The sequence below is a fragment of the Burkholderia sp. PU8-34 genome (assembly GCF_053427725.1).
The window spans coordinates 116,929-135,374 of sequence record NZ_JBSAXC010000013.1 but is presented as its reverse complement, the minus strand read 5'-3'; the positions used below and the strand labels follow the sequence as shown (position 1 = coordinate 135,374).

The following is an 18,446-nucleotide window of genomic DNA, read 5'->3' as shown; positions in this document are numbered from 1 at the left end:
CGGGGGTGTCCTCGGTTGTCCTGGTGCGGGGCGGCTCAGTCCTGATACTTCTGCGCGAGCAGGTTGTGGAAGTGCGCGATGCCGTGCTCGCTGACGCCGCTGCGGCGCTGGTCGACCATGATCCGGCCCTGGCCGCGATAGCCGCGCGATTTCAGGCCCTTCTGCACGCTCTCGACGAGGCGCAGGTCTTCCGGGCGGAACACGTTGCGGTACCACTCGATCAGGTCCTTCTGGTAGTCGGTCAGCTCTTCGTTCAGGAAGTAGATGTCGTAGTGCTGCAGCGTGACTTCCGCGCTGACCGGGAATTCATAGATCACGGTCATGAAGTCGGCGCCCGGCGGCACGTTGAACATCGTGCACGGCCACGCCCAGAAGCCCTGGAAGCTCGCGTCGGTGATCGACGGGTCGAGCTTGAACGAGCGCTCCGACGATTGCGCATGGCCGAACTGCACCGTCCAGTTGCCGTGCAGCGTGTGCGTGTACTGGTCGATCTTCACCGAGTCGGAGAAGCCGGGGTGCGCGGGGCCGCAGTGGTAGCACTCGAGATAGTTGTCGACGATCGACTTCCAGTTCGCGGGCGTCTCGGTGACGAAGCGCGCGGCGAGTTTCAGGTCGTCGATCACCGGGCACGCGGCGCGCAGGCGGTCCTGCATGCCGGGCAGCTGGTCCTCGACCGTGGTGGCTTCCGGGTTCAGGTTGATGAACACGAAGCCCGCGTATTCCTCGACCTTGACCGACACGAGGCTCGAGTTCTCCTTGTCGAACTCCAGCACGTGATCGCAGTTGTTCGCGTGCGCGAGCGCGCCGTCGAGCTTGAAGGTCCACGCGTGGTACGGGCAGGTGATCACGTTCTTCGCCTTGCCGCTGCCTTCGAGCAACTGGTGGCCGCGGTGCGGGCACACGTTGTAGAACGCGCGCAGCACCTTGTCCTTGCCGCGCACGATCAGGATGTTCTCGCCGATCACCTCGCGCGTCACATACTGGTTCGCGTCGGCCAGCTCGCTGCGGTGCGCGACGCAGATCCACGTGTCGGCGAAAATCTTCTCTTCCTCCGCCTTGAAGACTTCCTGCGACGTGTAATAGGTCTTCGGGATCGTCCATGCGAGTTCCGGGTTCGCGCAGAAATCGGCCGGGAGTGCCGGCAGCTTGGCCTTCTGGTGGAATTCGATCGGGAGGTAGGTCATGATGGCGTCGGACTCTTGGGATTAACTGTTGGTTACGTTAAAACTAACGGTTAACGAAATATAGGTGATGTATGGCTTGATTTGGATCAGGGTTATCCCGGAATAGACGCATTTCGATCGCCGGCGATGGCGGAATTTGTCTGATATTTGCGTTTAATCACAAGCCGAGACTATTTTTGAATACGTCAATAGGCGGATGCGCTAGTACGGCCGTCGAATTGAACTGCGTACCATTGTTAACCAGTAGTTCATCGTTAACTGAAGGTAACGCCGTCGGCGCAAGGTCGACAGTCGTGCCGCCGCCGGGCTCGAACCCGGCCGGCGGCCGGCGCGCGACCGGTGCCGCCGGACGCACATGGAGGAGACATGAGACAGGACGCAGTAGCCCCCGGGCTGGCAGTGGACGCCGGCCGGAGCAAATCGCGCATCGAGGCGCGTTCGATCGATTACGTGCCGCTCGCGGAGCGGCGCGGCAAGGCGTGGCATCTGTGGCCGGTGTGGTTTACCGGCGATGCGAATCTCGCGACGATCGCGTGCGGCGCGATCGGTGTCAGCATGGGCGGCAACCTGCTGTGGAGCGCGATCGCGGTGCTGGTCGGCAACCTGCTCGGCACGTTCTTCATGGCGTTCCACTCGAGCCAGGGCCCGCAGCTCGGCCTGCCGCAGATGATCCAGTCGCGGCCGCAGTTCGGCTACATGGGCGCGCTGCTCGTGTGGGTCGTCGCGCTCGTCACGTACGTCGGCTACAACTCGTTCAACCAGCTGATGGCGGGCCAGACCGCGCATCACCTGCTCGGCACCGAGCCGCACGTCAGCTATATCGTGTTCACCGCGGTCGCGGTGGCGCTGGCGGTGTTCGGCTACGACCTGATCCACAAGGCGCAGCGCTGGCTCGCGATCGCGCTGCTGATCGCGCTGACGTTGTTCAGCGTCGGCATCTGCGTGAAGGTGCCGTTCCCCGCCGAGCAGCTGTCGTTCGCGGGCTTCAAGGCGACGCCGTTCCTCGTGCAGCTGTTCGCGGCCGCCGCATACCAGCTTTCGTGGTCGATCTACGTGTCGGACTATTCGCGCTACCTGCCGCCGACGACCGGCGTGCGCGCGACGTTCTGGTGGACCTTCACGGGCGCGCTGATCGGCGGCGTGTGGATGATGCTGGTCGGCACGGCCGCTGCCGCGCTGAACTCGAAGATCGAGATTGCCGACGCCGTGCAGCGCGCAGGCGACGCGATCTATCCGGGCTTCGGTTCGATCACGCTGCTGCTGTCGCTGCTCGGGCTGCTCGCGATCACGGGTCTCAACTTCTACGGCGCGTCGCTGACGCTGCTCAGCATCACGGATTCGTTCAAGCCGCTGAAGTCGAGCGCCGGCAAGCGCATCGTGAGCCTGCTGATCGTCGCGTTCGTCGCGACGTCGCTCGCGTTCTCCGCATCCGACGATTTCATGGGCAAGTTCGGCGACTTCCTCGGCATCCTCGGCTACCTGTTCACGCCGTGGACCGCGATCAACCTCGTCGACTTCTTCTTCGTCCGCCATACGCACTACTCGGTGCGCGAGATCTTCAATCCGCGCGGCATCTACGGCCGCTGGAACTGGCGCGGCCTGACCGCGTACGCAATCGGCTTCGTCGCGATGATCCCGTTCTTCAAGACCGAGATGTACAGCGGCCCCGTCGCGCGCGCGCTCGGTGGTACCGACATCGCGATGCTGGTCGGCCTGCCGGTTGCCGCGCTCGTCTATCTGTGGGCATGCCGTTCGCTCGATACCGAAGCGGAACGCAAGCTCGTCCAGGAAGCCGATCGCGGCCTGAACTGATCCGTCACGACCGAATTCCCGACAAGCGATGAAGAGCATTGTTTCGAAGGCGCTGCCGCTGGCAGCGCTGGCTTTGGCGTGCGCGGCGACGGACAGCCGCGCACAGAGCAGCGTCACGCTGTACGGCGTGCTCGATGCCGGCATCACCTACGTGTCCAATACGGGCGGCGCGCACGTCGTGAAGTTCGACGACGGCGTGTCGTATGCGAACCGCTGGGGCCTGAAGGGCACCGAGGACCTCGGCGGCGGCCTGCAGGCGCTGTTCGTTCTCGAAAGCGGCTTTCACCTCGGCAACGGCCAGATGGCCGGCGGCAGCAACGCGATGTTCGGCCGCAAGGCGTTCGTCGGCCTGAAGAACGGCTGGGGCACGCTGACGTTCGGCAACCAGGTCGACATGACGCAGGAGATGGTCTACCTGTACAACGTGACCGCGTGGGCGAGCGGCTACGCGATCAACCAGGGCGACTTCGACCGCTTCAACGGCGATCACCTGCCGAATGCGGTGAAGTTCGTGTCGAACACGTTCGGCGGGTTCCATTTCGGCGGGATGTATTCGTTCGGCAACGTCGCCGGCAACTTCCACCGCAACAGCGCGTGGAGCGCGGGTGCGCAGTACGAGCACGGCCCGTTCTCGATCGGTGCCGCGTACACGCAGCTCAACGATCCGAACGGCATCTACGCGTTCGATCCGTACGCAATGATCGGCACGCACACGTTCCTCGGCCGGCCGACCGTCAGCGTCGATCCGGCGACGGGTGCGGTGACGGACCTGTACGCGAATTCGCCGTTCCCGGTGGACAAGCAGGCGACCTTCGGCATCGGCACGAGCTACGCGCTCGGCAACGTGACGCTGATGGGCGACTACACGTACACGCAGATCAAGGCGTTCGGCGCGTCGGCGCACATGCACGTCGCCGAAGGCGGCGCGAACTGGCAGGTGACGCCCGCGTTCAGCGTCGCCGGCGGCTATCAATACACGCATTTCGAGCAGCATCACTGGAACCAGGTGTCGGCGGGGCTCCATTACCTGCTGTCGAAAAGCACCGACGTGTACCTGTCCGGCGACTGGTTGCGGGCATCGCACGGCGTCGATGCGGTGATCGGCTACAGCTTCGTGCCGTCGTCGACGACGACGCAGGCCGACGTGCGCATCGGCATGCGCCATTCGTTCTGAGCGGAGCAACTGATGAACGACGCGGCCGTCACGCCCGAACTCGGCGACCTGCGCGTGTTCTGCATGGTCGCGCGCAAGGCCAGCTTCAGCGCGGCGGCCGATGCGCTTGCGATGTCGTCGTCCTACGTGAGCAAGCGGGTCGGCATGCTCGAGGCGAGCCTCGGCATCCGCCTGCTGCACCGCTCGACGCGCCGCGTCGCGGTGACGGACGCCGGCGAGCGGGTCTACGCGTGGGCCGAGAAGATCCTCGACGACGTCGAGCACCTGGTGGAGGACGTGTCGACGACGCGCCGCGTGCCGCGCGGCACGCTGCGCGTCTCGAGCAGCTTCGGCTTCGGCCGCAACGTCGTCGCGCCGGCGCTGGCCGGGCTGTCGGACCGCTATCCGCAGCTCAACGTGCGGCTCGAGCTGTTCGACCGGATCGTCGACGTCGCGGCCGAGGGCTTCGACGTCGACGTGCGGATCGGCGACGAGATCGCCGGCCACCTGATCGCGAAACAGCTCGCGTCGAACCACCGCGTGCTGTGCGCGTCGCCCGACTATCTCGCGCGGCACGGCGTGCCGAAGCAGGTCGGCGATCTTGCCGCGCACGCGTGCCTCGTGATCAAGGAGCGCGACCATCCGTTCGGTGTATGGCGGCTCGACGCGCGCGGCGAGACGGTGTCCGTGCAGGTGACGGGGCCGCTGTCGAGCAATCACGGCGAGGTCGCCGTGCAATGGGCGCTCGCCGGGCGCGGCATCGTGCTGCGCTCGATCTGGGACGTGCAGCCGCTGATCGACGCGGGCCGGCTGCAGCGCGTGCTGCCGGGCGTCACGCAGCCCGCGAACGTGTGGGCCGTCTATCCGGCGCGGCTCGCGCAGTCCGCGAAGGTGCGCGCGTGCGTCGAGTTTCTGAAGGAGGCGCTCGGGGAGTCAGGCGTGCGGGCCGGGCAGCAGGCTGTGATGCCGGGCTGACGGGACGGAGCGTATCGTCGCGTGGATGCGCGTCGTCGGTTTCGCGTCGCCGTTCGTGCGGAGCAGGGCGGCACACGCGCCGACGCGCGCGAGCGCCACTCGGCTTACCGCCCAGCGCTCATGGCGTCCCGCGAGCCGGCAAAAAAACGCCCGCCTTTCGGCGGGCGCTTCAGTCCGCGCCTCCGTCGCGCGATGCCTGTCGGCAAGCTATTGCCACGCCGGCGCCGGCGTGATCTGCAGGTGATAGGCCTGTGACTGCATCAGCGGCATGTTGGAAATGCTCTGTCCGCCGTAAGTTTCCGTTGACGTGCCGGATTTGATTCCCGTGATCGGCACCGTGACGGTCGATGGCATCGGTATCGATGTCGCCGGGGGTGTTGGCGCCGCATCAAGCGTGATTGACACGCCCGGCTTGAGCGTGGCCGTCACGTGCGAGTAGTCACGGATGGTTCGCAGCAGCGCGGGCGTGCCGGCGGTATCGCCGAGATACGGACTGACGATCGGCACACCCTTGTAGTACTTGTTGTACTTGGTCAGCGTCATATTCAGCAGATCGGCAAGCAGGAATGTCTGCACCCCATTGGTCCCGGTGAACGTGCGCAGGTTCGACTGGTGGAACATCATCGGGCGGTTGTCATAGGTCAGCAGGTAGCTGAGCAGGATGTCCGACACCTTGTCGAGAATAAAGCCGTATTTGATAGAAGCTGCGGGAAACGTCGGGAACAAGCCGCCAGGACTCGCATAGAAGTAGCTGTATTCCTTGACCCAATCGTCTGGTACCGACACGTTGTAGAACAGCGCCGTTGCGTAGCGCGGAATCTCGAAGATGCTCGTGTCGTCGCAGTTGTACTTGCCCTCGTTGAAAGGAGGGAGCGAATACGTGACGCCGTTCGTGGCCGTAGGCTGCGTGCAGCCGCTTATGCCGACCGGCGGTGTCGGCTTCGACGAATCGGACACGAGCGTCTTGATGCCGAACGAGTCGAGAGCGCTCAGCGTCGGCGCCCAGTAGAGCCCGGAGATCTCCGGCGTCACGATGTCGGTCGTGTTGTAGTTCTCGAACCCGATGGTCTGGGCTACCGCATCGTTGTTCTGCAGTTCGGACGTCACCTGGCTGGATGTGACCGTGGTGGGTGGCGTGATCGTCGTGTTCGGCTCCAGCAGCAAGTGGTCGTAAGTATGCGTGATCCACTTGAAATCGTACTCGTTTGCGTTCACCTCGGTGCTCAACGTGTCGGTGCCGCTCGGCGGGTAGTTCCCGAGCCCGCCATAGGCGGTGCCGAAGCCCGAGCCGTTGAAGGCGAACGTCAATTTCAGCGCACCCGCGTTCGCGGTGCCGGAATTCGTGTTGTCCTGCCATGCCATCACGTTGTCGAACTCGGCGCCGCTGATCCGGTATTCGCACGGGGTCATGCCCGTGGTTTGCGAAACGCCTCCGTACGGACACTGGCCACCCGGCGTCGACTGGCCCGTCGTCACGTCGTACCAAACGTCGTAAGGCGATAGCGCATACGGGAAGATCTCGTCCGGGATGCCGATGTCGTCGACCTGCGGGTCCATGTACACGTGCCTGCTGCCGACGAACAGCCCGCGCGTGACCCAGTTGACGATGCCGTACGACAGCGTCATCGAGTGGATCAGGTACGGGTTGTTGTCGAACGAGATCGCCATGATCTCGCGCGACGTGCTTTGACCGGCGGGCGTCGGCGTCACGTTGCTGAACAGGCAGGTCGCAGCCACCGGGTACGTGACGTTGTTGGTTCCCACGGCCTGGATCTGTGATGTTACGGTGACGCCGGTCGGCGGCGGGCTCAATGGCGACATGAAATACGTCCACGCATTCGTCACCGGCAGCGGATTGCCCGTGGTCGAGCCGGCATTCATGTACGGGAATAGCGTCTTGCCGGTTGTTGTCAGCGTCGTGTTGAGCGGCGTCGAAGTCGTATCCCGGTAGCCGACGTATTGCAGGCAGCCGGTATCGCCCGGCCACGTATAGACGCTCGCGAGCCGCACGTTGTACTTGAACTGATACTGCGTGAGCATCGTGGCAAGCGCTCCGGTGGCCGGGTTCATGAACCGCGCATCGCTGAGCGGCATGATGATGCCCTGGTACAGCGCATGGTCGGGCGCCGTTTCGAGCTGTGGCAACGTCGGAGTGTTGTTGTCGTACGGGTATTCCAGGTAGGGGACGCCCAGATGGTCGAGCATCGCCCTTGTCGCCAGCAGTTCCGGTGTATTGGGGTAGTTCGGGGCACTCTTGTTGATCAGGACGAGGATCTTCAGGTCGATCTGCGCATCCGCCGGAACGGCATGGCTCACGTTGGCTGCGGCGCAGAGCCCCGCGACGGCCAGGCTGCGCGCCAGCAGCCCGGGCAGGCGGGATGGTGTTCGTATTGCACTCATGGCAAACCTCACGCTTCAGTTATCGAATGACTGGTCTTTTCCCCGACAAAGTAGTAAGCGTGGTGCCTACAGTTGTTGCTTCGTGAATTTTTGCGTGCTCTTTGCCTCGCTCGGATGCGGGCCGGTCGGCAGCGTCGGGAGCGTGGCAAGCATGTTTCCTTTCATGTTCCCTTTCGACGGCAGCGTGTTGGCGCCGTGAGCGACCGGGCGCGGCTTACCGGCCGCGAAGGCCGCTGGCGAACCCAGCGCGGCGAACGCGACGCATCCCGCGCACAGACAGGTCAGCGTCGCGCCCCACACGCGTAGCGGCCTATTCGTTCCTCGCACTTTCATGATGTCCTCCTGAAACGACTGGCGTTGTTCGATACGTTGCAAAAACGACCATCCGTCCGGCGGCCTGCCCGGCGTATCGCACCGGACAACGGCCGCGGAATCGTCTGGTTCAGCGAATTGGATTTGTCGTGCACACCGGCTGCCCGAGCCGGTGCAGCACCGGCGGTGCTGTCGTGTGTTCTTGCGGACGTGTTCGCGACGGCGTCGCAATGCCGGTGTCACGCGCATGCGAACCTGCTTCAGACTGCAAGCGAGCAATGTGCCACTGTCTGTAACCTATTGATTTACAGCGGAAATTTCAATTTTTTTACACGGATGTCGCGGTGCAACCCGGGAAAAACGTTACATGCGTGATCCACGCGCAGAGCCGGACGCGGCCGGCGGGCGAGCCGGCCATCGCAGGTGCCGCGGATGGCGTCGTGCTTCGCGCCAACGCGCATACGTTGCGTGTGCGTATCGTTGCGCAGCGACGTGCTCGCGGCCCGGCACGCCCTCCGCGAACGGCCGCCCGTGACGCACGCTTTTTGACCTACCCTATAAACGCGCGCGGGACGGCGTGCGTCCCGCGCTCCGATGATCGCGCGTGGCGCCTCCGCGCGCGGCCGGGCTGCGCGAACGCGCGTCCCGGCATTCGCGACAATCGCCAGCGTTCCGTTCGACGAATCACGGCGCGGGCGTCTTGAGGGTTCCCTGCCATGGAGGAAGAAATGTCGATTCGACTTGGAGAAGAAGCGCCTGATTTCACCGCCGAGACCACCGAGGGCACGATCCGTTTTCACGAATGGATCGGCGATCAGTGGGCGATCCTGTTCTCTCATCCGAAGGATTTCACGCCGGTGTGCACGACCGAGCTTGGCTACATGGCCGGGCTGAAGCCGGAATTCGACAAGCGCAACACGAAAATCATCGGACTCTCCGTCGATCCGGTCAGCGATCACCAGAAATGGGTGAAGGACATCGAGGAAACGCAGGGGCACGCGGTCAACTATCCGATGATTGGCGACGACAACCTGACGGTCGCGAAGCTGTACGACATGATCCACCCGAATGCGAGCGGCGGCCCGCGCACGGCGGTCGACAACGCGACGGTGCGGTCGGTCTTCATCATCGGGCCGGACAAGAAGGTCAAGGCGATGCTGGTCTACCCGATGAGCGCGGGGCGCAATTTCGACGAGGTGCTGCGCCTGCTCGACGCGCTGCAGCTCAACGCGCAGCATACGGTGGCGACGCCGGTGAACTGGAAGCCGGGCGAGGACGTGATCATCCCGACGTCGGTGTCGGACGACGATGCGAAGAAGAAATACCCGCAGGGCTTCAAGACGCTGAAGCCGTATCTGCGGTACGTGACGCAGCCGCGCTGATGCGCGGGGCCGCGGTGACGCGGTGACGCGGTGACGCGGCCAGCGCGGCGTGAGGCGGCGTGACGACGTGACGACGTGACTGCGTGGCGACGTGACGTGAGGCGGCATGACGACGTGACAGCGTGACGGCGTGACGGCGTGACAGCGTGGCGGCATGACGCATGACGGGGCGGATCGGTTGGCCGGGCGACACGGGCCGGCCGATCCGACGGGCTGCGGGGCGGCAACGTGGCGCTGGCCGTGCCGCGCGCGGGGACTGGCGACGGAGTGACATCGTGGTGATCTTCCGGCAACTCTTCGATCAGCAATCGTCTACCTATACGTATCTGCTGGCCGACCGCGCATCCCGGGAAGCAGTGCTGATCGACCCGGTGTTCGAGCAGGTGCGCCGCGACGCGGCGCTGCTCGACGAACTCGGCCTGCGGCTCGGCATGACGATCGACACGCACGTGCATGCCGACCACGTGACGGGCGCGTGGCTGCTGAAACAGCGCACCGGCAGCGCGATTGCGTTTTCGGCGGCGAGCGGCGCCGAGGGCGCGGACCGCTATCTGCGCGACGGCGACCGCTGCCCGTTCGGCGGGCGTTACCTGACGGTGCGCGCGACGCCCGGCCATACGAACGGCTGTATCAGCCTCGTGCTCGACGACGAGTCGATGGCGTTCACCGGCGATTGCCTGCTGATCCGCGGCACGGGCCGCACCGATTTCCAGCAGGGGGATCCGCGCGCGATGTACCGGGCCGTCCACGGCCGGCTCTTCACGCTGCCGGAAGGCTGCCTGCTGTACCCGGCGCACGACTATCGCGGGCTGACGGTGACGAGCGTCGGCGAGGAGCGGCGTTTCAATCCGCGCCTCGGCGGCGACCTCAGCGAGGACGATTTCGCGGGCTACATGACGAATCTCGGGCTGCCGCACCCGCGCCAGATCGACGTCGCGGTGCCGGCGAACCTGAAGTGCGGCGTCGCGGTCGGCGCGCCCGAGCAGCACGCGGAGCCCGACTGGGCGCCGCTCGTGTACACGTTCGCGGGGTTCTGGGAAATCGATCCGCAGTGGCTCGAGGATCACCTGAGCGCGGTGCAGGTCGTCGACGTGCGCGAACCCGCCGAATTCACGGGGCCGCTCGGGCACTTGCCCGACGCGACGCTGATTCCGCTCGGCGAGCTGGCCGCGCGCGCCGGCGAGCTCGAGCGCGAGCGGCCGATCGTGACCGTGTGCCGGGCGGGCGGCCGGTCCGCCCAGGCGACCGTGATCCTGCGCCAGGCGGGCTTCGACGCGATCGCGAATCTCGGCGGCGGGATGCTGCGCTGGCGGGCCGAGGGGCGCGCGGTCGTCAACGGCCGTCAGTAGTTGTCCATCGGGTGTGCCCGACCCCGAAGGATGAAACGGTGGGGAGTCAACGGTGCTTCGGGATAGCGTTTGCCGGCAGGCGGCGCGGCTTTGCGCGTTTTTCTTTCGAGCTTGCATGTCGATTCCGGCCCGCGTCATCCGTCGTCACATGAACCGACCTGGTTTGCGCCGCGCGCGACGCGGTGCTTCGTGCGATCGTTGCGCCAGGCCACGCCGGTGGTCAGCGCATGCGCGTTGTGACTATGAACCCCGTTGAAGAGGACATCCGATGCTCCCGACGCTTTACGCCCATCCTTTCTCGTCTTATTGCCAGAAGGTGCTGATCGCGCTGTACGAAAACGGCACGCCGTTCGAATACCGCGTGCTGGCGCACGACGATCCGAAACCGATGCAGGAACTGGCCGCGCTGTGGCCGCTCAAGCGCTTTCCGGTGCTGGTCGACGCAGGACGCACGCTGTTCGAGGCGACGATCATCATCGAATATCTGGCCCTGAATCATCCGGGGCCCGTCCGGTTGTTGCCCGACGATCCGCACGCCGCGCTGGAGGTCCGCATGATGGACCGCTTCTTCGACAACTACGTGTCGACGCCGCAGCAGAAGATCGTGTATGACGCGTTGCGTCCCGACGCGGAACGCGACGCGCGCGGCGTCGCCGATGCGCGCGCGATGCTCGACACCGCATACGCGTGGCTCGACGGCCGGATGGCCGAGCGCGAATGGGCGGCCGGCGACCGCTTCAGTCTCGCCGACTGCGGCGCCGCGCCGTTCCTGTTCTACGCGGACTGGACGCATCGGATCGATCCGTCGTTTGCGCACGTGCTCGCATACCGGAAGCGTCTGCTCGCACGGCGGTCGTTCGCGCGTGCGGTCGACGAGGCGCGGCCGTATCGCGGGTTCTTTCCGCTCGGCGCGCCGGATCGCGATTGACGCGCAGTCTGCCGGTGGCGGCGCGCGATGTTGCCGCGCGCGGCCGGCAGTGCGCGGCGGTTCGTCGTGACAGCAACAGTGGCAGCATCGTGGTGTCCCCCCGCTCACATCGTGTGCGATGCCGACTGCGCGAGCGTCAGCAGTTCGTCGAACTGCGTGATCAGCTCGAAGCACAGCAGGAACGCGAGCGTATAGGCCGGCGCGGGAAAGCGCTCGATCAGCTGCAGCACCGGGCGCGCACAGCGCGTGCGGATCGCGTCGCGCGTCATCAGCAGCGTGATCGCGATGCCGATCGCCGCGCCCGCGAGCAGGTCGGTCGGATAGTGAAAGCCGAGATACGCGCGCGGCAGGCAGATGAACACGACGGTGTACAGCAGCGCGAGCACGCCGATGCGGCGCGACATCAGGAAGATGCCGGTCGAGATCGCCATCCACAGCATCGCGTGGTCGCTCGGAAACGAACTCCATGCCTGCAGCGTCGCCGCGCGCAACTCGGCAGACGGAAAGTGCAGATGCAGGTCCGGGTTGTAGATCGGCCGCACGCGGAACGGCAGATAGCGCGCGAGCAGCCGGCCGCTCGCGAGCGCAACGAGCCCGCTCGCGATCGTCGCGACGACCATCTCGCGCTGCCATTCGCTGCGCGGGCCCGGCTGGAACCAGAACCAGCACAGCACGGGAATCAGCACGAAGCCCTTGAACGTGTACAGGCCCGCGACGACGCGGATCGCATGGTTCAGCAGCGGGCTGAACGTGATGTGGGTAAGGAAAACCTGGATGGCGGTGTCGAAGCTGTTCATGGTCTGCGGTCCCCGGCGGACGCGCAGCGCATGACATGGGCGGCCGGCGGGATAGAAAGCGCGCTCGACGTGCAAGCGCAACGGGGGGCAAGTATGTCACCCGTTATTTCGAAGAAAATGCGAAAAAATACCGGAAATCCCCTGAGGAAACGGGCTTGCGCGTGGCTTGCATGATGGGGCCGGATTCAGCGGCGCCGTGTGGCGCGGCGCGCGGGGATGTCGCCGACGCCGCGCCGATGGAGACGCTGGTGTCAGGAAAATAATTGGGTGAACTGGACGATGTGTTGCGCGCGCAACGTCGTTGCATCAAATGGGTGGATGCGCCGCGCCGCGTGGTGGAACCTGCCGCCGCGCGCATAGGTGCGTGTGCGTCGATCGAAAATAAAAAAAGACGGGCAGGCATGGGCGAGCAGGTCGGCGGCGATTGCGCCGATACGGGGTGCGATCCTTTGCCGCCTCGATGGCTGTCGCGCCGCGGTTACGTCCCGTACTCGCGTAGCCGCGCGAGGTCGACCACGGTGATTCCGCCATATTCGAGCCGCACGAGCCCTTCCTTGTGCAGCGTCTTCAGCGACTGGTTCGCGACCTGTCGCGTCATGCCGGACAACAGGCCGAGTTCTTCCTGCGTGATGTCGAGGTGATCGCCGCCGCCCGGGTACAGCACCGGATTGAACAACGAGGCGATGCATCGCGCGAGCCGTGGCGTTGCATCGAGCAGCCGGTCGTATTCGAGCAGCGCCATGAAGTGCGACAGCCGCTCGTTGAGCTGGCGCACGAGGAAGCGGTTGAACGCGACGCTGTGCTCGACGAGCCAAATGAAGGTCGGCCGGTCCATGAAGGCCATGCGCGTGTCGCGCAGTGCAACGATGTCGTACCGGCGCGGTTCGTTCTTAAGCACGGTGCCTTCGCCGAACCAGCCACCCGCCGGCACGCCGGTGAACGTGACGCTGCGCCCTTCAGGCGACACGGTGCCGATCTTGATCAGCCCGGTGACGACACCCGTCCAGCTTTCCAGCACCGTGTGCTTCGGGCAGATGCAGGCGCCGCGCGCGAAGGTCTTTTCGATGATGCCCGCACACGCGCGCTCGGCCTCGTCGTCAGGCAGTTCGATCGACCACGCGGCGATATGCGCGAGGCGGGCGGGGCCGATGCCCGGGCGGGCTGGCGTGGTGCCGTACGCGTTGCGTTCAGTCACGGCTCAGGCCGTCCGGCAGCGTGCTGATGCGGCGCACTTCCGGCGAATCGAGCCAGGCGCCGGACGTGGCACAGTCGATGAACATCGCCGTCGCGTCCTCGCCCCAGAACAGGTTGCCATCCAGTTCGAAGGTCGGCACCCCGAACACGCCGTGCGCGATTGCATGATCGGTGTGGGCGCGCAGCGCATCCTTCACGGCCGGCGTATCGATGGCGGCCACGCCTTCGGGGAAACCGAGCGCATCGCACAGCGCGGCGAAGCCTTCCGGCGACGCGACGTCGTGCCCGTCGCGCCAGATGTAGCGGAAGATGCGCCGGATCGCGTCGAGCGAGCCGCCCATCGCGATCGCGAGCCGCAGCGCCTTGATCGGGTTGAACGGATGCATCGGCGGCATCCGGTACGGAATGCCGAGTTGTTCCGCGCGGTGCTGCGCGTAACGGTAGGTGAAGAGACGCTTGGCCGCGATCTCCGCGGGGCCCTTTTGTCCGCAGTGCTTCAGGACTGCGCCGAGCACGATCGGACGGGGTTCGACGACGAGCGTCGGCGGCAGCCGCCCGAACTGCTCGAGCTGCAGATACGAGAACATCGAAACGAAATCGAAGTACCACGTGGCAGTTCTGGCGTTGCTCATCGCGCGTGTTCTCCAGGGGGACGCATGTCGGCCGGCCCGCGCAGCGCTGGCGCCGGTGTAAAAGGGGCGTCGGTCATGGCGCGGATGTCGGCCAGTGTCGCATGCGACAGGATTTCGCGCAGCACCAGGCCGTCGCCGGTCACGTCGAACACCGCATGCTCGGTGACGATCACCTTCACGCACCCTTGGCCCGTCAGCGGCAGCGTGCAGCGCGGCAGGATCTTCGAGCGGCCGTGCTTGTCCGTATGCTGGAGCGCGGCGATGATCTTGCGCGTGCCGTAGCACAGGTCCATCGCGCCGCCGATGCCGGGCCACCATTTGCCGTCGCGGCGGCATGCCCAGTTCGCAAGGTTGCCGTGCGCATCGACCTGCAGCGCGCCGAGAATCGTGACGTCGATGTAACCGTTGCGCATCGCGCCGAGCGACGTTGCGAGATCCATCAGCGCGGCGCCGGGCGTCAGCGTGATGGGTTCGCAGCCCGCGTTCGTCAGGTCGCTGTCGAGCGCGTCGGCGGGCGGTCGGCCGCCGAAGCCGAACGCGCCGTTCTCGGTATGGAAGATCACGCCGGCGTCGGCATCGAGAAAGTTCGCCGTCAAGGTGGGAATGCCGAGTCCCAGGTTGACGACCTGGCCCGCGCGCAGTTCCAGTGCGCAGCGTGCGGCGATGCGATGCTTGGGGTTGGCGTGTGTCGCGGGGGCGAGCATCGTGGTCTCCTTCGGGGCTGGGGCTGGGGCTGGGGCTGGGGCTGGGGCTGGGGCGGTAAGGCGGTAAGGCGGTAAGGCGGTAAGGCGGTAAGGCGGTAAGGCGGTAAGGCGGTAAGGCGGTAAGGCGGCAAGGCGGCAAGGCGGCAAGGCGGCGTATGGCCGTATGGCGGTCAGGCTGGCGCGTCGGCGGCCGGCAGGCGTCCGAGCTGCGTCCATTGCCGGCGGTAGAGCGCATGCTGTTCGTCGAGCGTCAGGCCCTGCACGACCGCATCGACGAATACGCCCGGGCAGCCGACCCGTTCGGGCGGGATCGTGCCGACCGCGACGATCTCGTTCACCTCGACGATCGTGTAGCGGCCCGCCATGGCGATGTCGCGCTGGTTCTGCAGCGACGTGCCGCGAAACTCGACGTTGCCGAACGTGTCGGCGCGCCAGCCCTTGATGATCGACACGTCCGCGCGTAGCGGCGGCTCGACGAAGCATTCGCAGCCGTCAACCGCGATCTTCGGCTTCGGCGCATCGCGCGCGGGAAACAGGCCGGGCTGGTCGAGAATGCCGACGCCGACCGGCACCAGCACGCCGCCGAGGCCCATCGCACCGGCGCGCACCTTCTCGGCCCAGGTGCCCATCGGAAAGAACTCCGTCACGCGGACGGCGTCGGTCAGGTACGCGTGCGTCGACTCGTCCGTCGTGCCGACGTGCGTGCCGATGAACTCGGCGAGCTGGCCGGATGCGAAGAGCTTCGCCTTGAGGAACCCGCCGCGCAGGCCCGGCGTGTTGGCGATCAGCGTCAGGCCGCGCACGTCGCGGCCCAGCAAGGCTTCGATGCACAGCGCGGCTTCGCCCGCGCCGACGAATTCGCCGAGCATCAGCCGGCTGTCCGACAGCACATGCGACACGGCGTCGTCGACCGAAACCACCTTGTTCGCGTAGCGCATGGCCGTCTCCTTGTTGATGGACATGGCGCGAGTGTAGGCAGGGCGGTCGGCGGACGTTGTCTTCTGGATGACAATTCATGCGGGCCGGCACTTTCCATCGCGCAACCGCGACGGGATCGAGCAGCGCGCGATACACCCTCGCGCGCGTCGCGTTCAGATGCGGGCTGATGCCGGCTGATGCGGGTCGTGCTCAACGCAGCGTGCCCGCCAGCTCGTCGAGCTGGCTGATGCAGCGGTTCCAGCCTTCGAAGAACCCGAGATGTTCGTGGCGCTCGCGCGTCGCCGCATCGGGATGCATCACGCGCGCTTCGTAGCGGCAGCCGGTGCCGTCGTCGCGCATCGTGATCACGGCCGTGAAGCCGAGCCACGGCGTCTGAGGGCGCCAGTCCGCGGTGAGCATCGACGTGAACACGAGGCGCGACTCGGGCACGATCTCGAGGAAGCAGCCGGGGTTGTCGCTCGTGCCGCCGTCGGGGCCGCGCATGAACGTGTGGAATGCGCCGCCCGGTCGCAGGTCGAACGCGCGCACCTCGGTGGTCCACGGCTGCGGGCACCACCATTCCTTCAATAGTTCGGGGTCGGTCCACGCGCGCCACAGTGCGGCGCGCGGCGCACGCAATTCGCGGGTGATGACGAGGTCGTGGGCTTCAGCGGGATCGGTGTGGCTTGCTGGCATTGGCTTGCTCCTTTTCATGATGGCGTTCGACGCATTCCGCCATGCGATCCGACCGCGCTTCCCGCAACCTGCTTCGTGAAGGAGGTCCGCGCCAACGATCGCGCAGCGCGTCGGGTCGGACAACGCATGGAGTACGCTGCTGACGCCGGTTTGAAAGTTGGCCATGCGGCGAAGTCTAGGACGGCAAGTGTCGAAATGCCATGTTCTGGAAGCGGGTTGCCGCCCGCGTTCCGCGCTGGCACGTGCCGCTGCTCGTGCTGGCTGCGTTCACGGCCGGGCCGTTCGAGGAATGCGGCCGATGGGCCGCGCTTCGTTATCTGCTCGCGAAGCATCGGCACGCGTTCACGGCCGTCATGATCGGGCTCGAAACGTACGGACGCATCCTCGTCGTTGGCGCGACCGGTGCGGCCGATGGCGATTGCGTACAGGGTGCGCGACGCGCCGGGCCGCGTGAAACGCGATATCGTGCGAAATTCGTCAGGCCGACCTGACGAGCCGGCGAAGCCGTCGCCTGACGCCAACGTATCCGCTTACGCAGCGCATCCGACCGTCATGCGCGAACTGCATCGTGCGTGCACCGCAAAAGCGCCGGCACCTTCAACCGTCACCGATCGAATAGCTGCCGAATCCGATGAAACGCAGACACGTCGCCATCGCCATCACCGGTCTTCTCATCGCGCTGCCGATCGCGGCGTACGCGTTCGTCAAGCCGCTGCGCGTCGTCGCGCCGACGCTGATCTCCGGCGTCACCTGTCCGCAACCGGACATCTGCACGGACGGCACCGCGAAGCTCGGCGACGCACGGCAACTGTATCGCGACGGCTACGCGCACGCGGCGGCGGCGGTCGGACGGTTCCAGGAGACGCCGCGCGTGGTGTTCTGCACGACGCCGGCGTGCGCCGACGCATTTGGCCTCGGCAAGCGCGCGGCGCTGGCTGTGGGCAACCTGGGCGTCGCGGTCGCGCCGCGCGGCTGGCAGGCGTTCTACCTCGCGCACGAGCTGATCCATTTCCGGCAGGCGGAGGTGCTCGGCAACGTGGCCGTGGCGACCAAGCCGCGCTGGCTGATCGAAGGGATGGCGTATTCGCTGAGCGGCGACCCGCGTCACCCGCTCGGCGAACCGTTCGAATCGTGGCGCGCGCAATTCGACGCGTGGCACGCGGCGCTGGGCACGCGCGATCTCTGGAGCGCGGCGCGCGCCGTGCAATGACACGCGGCTGTCGCCGCTCGCGTCACGCCCTTGCGGCCGGGTTGTCGAGCGCGCCGGTGAGCGACGTGCGCCCCGCGTCGAGGATCTCGTCGGCGAGCGCCGGATCGACGTCGGCGATCGCGCGCGACAGCAGCAGCGCCCCGACCATCTGGCTGAAGACCGCGAGCGCGTCGCGCCGGCTGTCCGGTGCCGATTTGCCCTGTGTCGCCACCCGCTCGGCGAGCCGGTCGAGATAGGCCGCCAGGCCACCCGCATAGCATTCGCGCGCGGCTTCGCCCAGCCGCGGCGCATCGCCGGCGAAGCCTGCAAGCGGACATCCGGCGCCGACGTTGTCGCGATGTTCGGCGGACAGATAGCGGGCGACCTGCGCCGTCAGCTCACCGCCCGCGGGCGAATCTGCGCGATCCTGCATCGCCTTGTCCATCACGGCGGCCACCAGCGCGTCCTTCGACTTGAAGTGGTTGTAGAAGCCGCCTTGCGTGAAGCCGGCTTCCTTCATCAATTCCGTCAGCCCGACCGCGTCGACGCCGCGTGCCCGGAACAGTCTCTCAGCCGCCGCGACGATCGCGCTCCGGTTCTCGGCCGCCTGCTGCCTCGATACGCCCATCGATCACTCCCTGTTTTCTACGATCACGTTCATTGAAAATCACAATGGCGTTCACCATTGACAATGCCAAAACCGGCTGACACAATCCGCCGCAAGACAATGGTGATCGCAATTGACATCGAGTTTAGCCGACTTCGCGCGAACCGCGAAGGGGCTGCGGCAGGCAGGGTGTCGGGCGATCGCGGTCTTTTGG

General features: G+C 66.0%; 19 protein-coding genes and 1 pseudogene. 8 read left to right on the top strand and 12 right to left on the bottom strand.

What is annotated here, in order from left to right:
* Positions 1–35 precede the first annotated feature (35 nt).
* Positions 36–1,184 carry an aromatic ring-hydroxylating oxygenase subunit alpha gene (locus ACV22Z_RS26430; RefSeq protein WP_448079222.1) on the bottom strand — a complete coding sequence of 383 codons (1,149 nt, stop codon included), beginning with the start codon at positions 1,182–1,184 and terminating at the stop codon, positions 36–38.
* 366 nt (positions 1,185–1,550) lie between these two features.
* Between ACV22Z_RS26430 and ACV22Z_RS26425 the strand changes: the two genes are divergently transcribed.
* Genes ACV22Z_RS26425 through ACV22Z_RS26415 form a run of 3 tightly spaced genes read left to right on the top strand, consistent with a single transcriptional unit; the run spans position 1,551 to position 5,124 of the window.
* Positions 1,551–2,996 carry a purine-cytosine permease family protein gene (locus tag ACV22Z_RS26425; RefSeq protein ID WP_448079221.1) on the top strand — a complete coding sequence of 482 codons (1,446 nt, stop codon included), beginning with the start codon at positions 1,551–1,553 and terminating at the stop codon, positions 2,994–2,996.
* Between the two features lie 28 nt (positions 2,997–3,024).
* Positions 3,025–4,170, top strand: a complete 1,146-nt coding sequence (locus ACV22Z_RS26420; RefSeq protein ID WP_448079220.1) for a porin — start codon at positions 3,025–3,027, stop codon at positions 4,168–4,170.
* A 12-nt stretch (positions 4,171–4,182) separates the two neighbouring features.
* Entirely contained in the window at positions 4,183–5,124 is a 942-nt protein-coding gene (locus tag ACV22Z_RS26415; protein WP_448079219.1) for a LysR substrate-binding domain-containing protein, read from the top strand.
* Between the two features lie 207 nt (positions 5,125–5,331).
* On the opposite strand, the gene ACV22Z_RS26410 is transcribed toward ACV22Z_RS26415, so the two are convergent.
* On the bottom strand, positions 5,332–7,524 hold the full coding sequence (locus ACV22Z_RS26410) for an Agd3-related carbohydrate deacetylase (protein WP_448079218.1): 2,193 nt from the start codon (positions 7,522–7,524) through the stop codon (positions 5,332–5,334).
* A gap of 66 nt (positions 7,525–7,590) precedes the next feature.
* Positions 7,591–7,899, bottom strand: a complete 309-nt coding sequence (locus tag ACV22Z_RS26405; RefSeq protein ID WP_448079217.1) for a hypothetical protein — start codon at positions 7,897–7,899, stop codon at positions 7,591–7,593.
* A 665-nt stretch (positions 7,900–8,564) separates the two neighbouring features.
* Between ACV22Z_RS26405 and ACV22Z_RS26400 the strand changes: the two genes are divergently transcribed.
* From ACV22Z_RS26400 to ACV22Z_RS26390, 3 genes are all read left to right on the top strand, one after another.
* On the top strand, positions 8,565–9,218 hold the full coding sequence (locus ACV22Z_RS26400; protein ID WP_448079216.1) for a peroxiredoxin: 654 nt from the start codon (positions 8,565–8,567) through the stop codon (positions 9,216–9,218).
* 278 nt (positions 9,219–9,496) lie between these two features.
* Positions 9,497–10,567, top strand: coding sequence for a rhodanese-like domain-containing protein (locus ACV22Z_RS26395; protein ID WP_448079267.1), 1,071 nt, complete (start codon positions 9,497–9,499; stop codon positions 10,565–10,567).
* Between the two features lie 268 nt (positions 10,568–10,835).
* Positions 10,836–11,495, top strand: coding sequence for a glutathione S-transferase family protein (locus tag ACV22Z_RS26390; RefSeq protein ID WP_448079215.1), 660 nt, complete (start codon positions 10,836–10,838; stop codon positions 11,493–11,495).
* 104 nt (positions 11,496–11,599) lie between these two features.
* Here the strand turns inward: ACV22Z_RS26390 and ACV22Z_RS26385 are convergent, their stop codons facing one another.
* The 8 genes and pseudogenes from ACV22Z_RS26385 to ACV22Z_RS26350 all read right to left on the bottom strand — a co-directional run bounded on the left by ACV22Z_RS26385 (position 11,600) and on the right by ACV22Z_RS26350 (position 16,436).
* On the bottom strand, positions 11,600–12,292 hold the full coding sequence (locus ACV22Z_RS26385; RefSeq protein WP_448079214.1) for a phosphatase PAP2 family protein: 693 nt from the start codon (positions 12,290–12,292) through the stop codon (positions 11,600–11,602).
* A gap of 103 nt (positions 12,293–12,395) precedes the next feature.
* Positions 12,396–12,695 (bottom strand): hypothetical protein, encoded by a 300-nt coding sequence (locus tag ACV22Z_RS26380; protein WP_448079213.1) that lies wholly within the window; start codon positions 12,693–12,695, stop codon positions 12,396–12,398.
* 75 nt (positions 12,696–12,770) lie between these two features.
* Positions 12,771–13,487: a Crp/Fnr family transcriptional regulator gene (locus tag ACV22Z_RS26375; protein ID WP_448079212.1), complete on the bottom strand. Its 717-nt coding sequence runs from the start codon at positions 13,485–13,487 to the stop codon at positions 12,771–12,773.
* On the bottom strand, positions 13,480–14,118 hold the full coding sequence (locus ACV22Z_RS26370; protein WP_448079211.1) for a DsbA family protein: 639 nt from the start codon (positions 14,116–14,118) through the stop codon (positions 13,480–13,482). Before ACV22Z_RS26370 ends, ACV22Z_RS26375 begins: the two co-directional genes overlap by 8 nt.
* Entirely contained in the window at positions 14,115–14,822 is a 708-nt protein-coding gene (locus tag ACV22Z_RS26365; RefSeq protein WP_448079210.1) for a 3-oxoacid CoA-transferase subunit B, read from the bottom strand. The genes ACV22Z_RS26370 and ACV22Z_RS26365 overlap by 4 nt, the downstream gene beginning before the upstream one ends.
* A gap of 170 nt (positions 14,823–14,992) precedes the next feature.
* Positions 14,993–15,760: a CoA transferase subunit A gene (locus ACV22Z_RS26360; RefSeq protein WP_448079209.1), complete on the bottom strand. Its 768-nt coding sequence runs from the start codon at positions 15,758–15,760 to the stop codon at positions 14,993–14,995.
* 70 nt (positions 15,761–15,830) lie between these two features.
* Positions 15,831–15,929, bottom strand: a pseudogene (locus ACV22Z_RS26355) (polyketide cyclase); the annotation flags it as partial.
* A 21-nt stretch (positions 15,930–15,950) separates the two neighbouring features.
* Entirely contained in the window at positions 15,951–16,436 is a 486-nt protein-coding gene (locus ACV22Z_RS26350) for an SRPBCC family protein (protein ID WP_448079208.1), read from the bottom strand.
* 200 nt (positions 16,437–16,636) lie between these two features.
* Between ACV22Z_RS26350 and ACV22Z_RS26345 the strand changes: the two genes are divergently transcribed.
* Both ACV22Z_RS26345 and ACV22Z_RS26340 read left to right on the top strand, forming a co-directional pair.
* Positions 16,637–16,927: a hypothetical protein gene (locus ACV22Z_RS26345; protein ID WP_448079207.1), complete on the top strand. Its 291-nt coding sequence runs from the start codon at positions 16,637–16,639 to the stop codon at positions 16,925–16,927.
* A 140-nt stretch (positions 16,928–17,067) separates the two neighbouring features.
* Positions 17,068–17,646, top strand: a complete 579-nt coding sequence (locus ACV22Z_RS26340; protein WP_448079206.1) for a hypothetical protein — start codon at positions 17,068–17,070, stop codon at positions 17,644–17,646.
* A 22-nt stretch (positions 17,647–17,668) separates the two neighbouring features.
* On the opposite strand, the gene ACV22Z_RS26335 is transcribed toward ACV22Z_RS26340, so the two are convergent.
* Positions 17,669–18,253, bottom strand: a complete 585-nt coding sequence (locus ACV22Z_RS26335; RefSeq protein ID WP_448079205.1) for a TetR/AcrR family transcriptional regulator — start codon at positions 18,251–18,253, stop codon at positions 17,669–17,671.
* Between the last annotated feature and the right edge of the window lie 193 nt (positions 18,254–18,446).

Bases quoted from the DNA above. Each gene is read 5' to 3' on its own strand.
- ACV22Z_RS26430 (WP_448079222.1), bottom strand. From the start codon at position 1,184: ATGACCTACCTCCCGATCGAATTCCACCAGAAGGCCAAGCTGCCGGCA.
- ACV22Z_RS26425 (WP_448079221.1), top strand. From the start codon at position 1,551: ATGAGACAGGACGCAGTAGCCCCCGGGCTGGCAGTGGACGCCGGCCGG.
- ACV22Z_RS26420 (WP_448079220.1), top strand. From the start codon at position 3,025: ATGAAGAGCATTGTTTCGAAGGCGCTGCCGCTGGCAGCGCTGGCTTTG.
- ACV22Z_RS26415 (WP_448079219.1), top strand. From the start codon at position 4,183: ATGAACGACGCGGCCGTCACGCCCGAACTCGGCGACCTGCGCGTGTTC.
- ACV22Z_RS26410 (WP_448079218.1), bottom strand. From the start codon at position 7,524: ATGAGTGCAATACGAACACCATCCCGCCTGCCCGGGCTGCTGGCGCGC.
- ACV22Z_RS26400 (WP_448079216.1), top strand. From the start codon at position 8,565: ATGTCGATTCGACTTGGAGAAGAAGCGCCTGATTTCACCGCCGAGACC.
- ACV22Z_RS26390 (WP_448079215.1), top strand. From the start codon at position 10,836: ATGCTCCCGACGCTTTACGCCCATCCTTTCTCGTCTTATTGCCAGAAG.
- ACV22Z_RS26385 (WP_448079214.1), bottom strand. From the start codon at position 12,292: ATGAACAGCTTCGACACCGCCATCCAGGTTTTCCTTACCCACATCACG.
- ACV22Z_RS26380 (WP_448079213.1), bottom strand. From the start codon at position 12,695: ATGCCTGCCCGTCTTTTTTTATTTTCGATCGACGCACACGCACCTATG.
- ACV22Z_RS26370 (WP_448079211.1), bottom strand. From the start codon at position 14,118: ATGAGCAACGCCAGAACTGCCACGTGGTACTTCGATTTCGTTTCGATG.
- ACV22Z_RS26365 (WP_448079210.1), bottom strand. From the start codon at position 14,822: ATGCTCGCCCCCGCGACACACGCCAACCCCAAGCATCGCATCGCCGCA.
- ACV22Z_RS26360 (WP_448079209.1), bottom strand. From the start codon at position 15,760: ATGCGCTACGCGAACAAGGTGGTTTCGGTCGACGACGCCGTGTCGCAT.
- ACV22Z_RS26350 (WP_448079208.1), bottom strand. From the start codon at position 16,436: ATGCCAGCAAGCCACACCGATCCCGCTGAAGCCCACGACCTCGTCATC.
- ACV22Z_RS26345 (WP_448079207.1), top strand. From the start codon at position 16,637: ATGTTCTGGAAGCGGGTTGCCGCCCGCGTTCCGCGCTGGCACGTGCCG.
- ACV22Z_RS26340 (WP_448079206.1), top strand. From the start codon at position 17,068: ATGAAACGCAGACACGTCGCCATCGCCATCACCGGTCTTCTCATCGCG.
- ACV22Z_RS26335 (WP_448079205.1), bottom strand. From the start codon at position 18,253: ATGGGCGTATCGAGGCAGCAGGCGGCCGAGAACCGGAGCGCGATCGTC.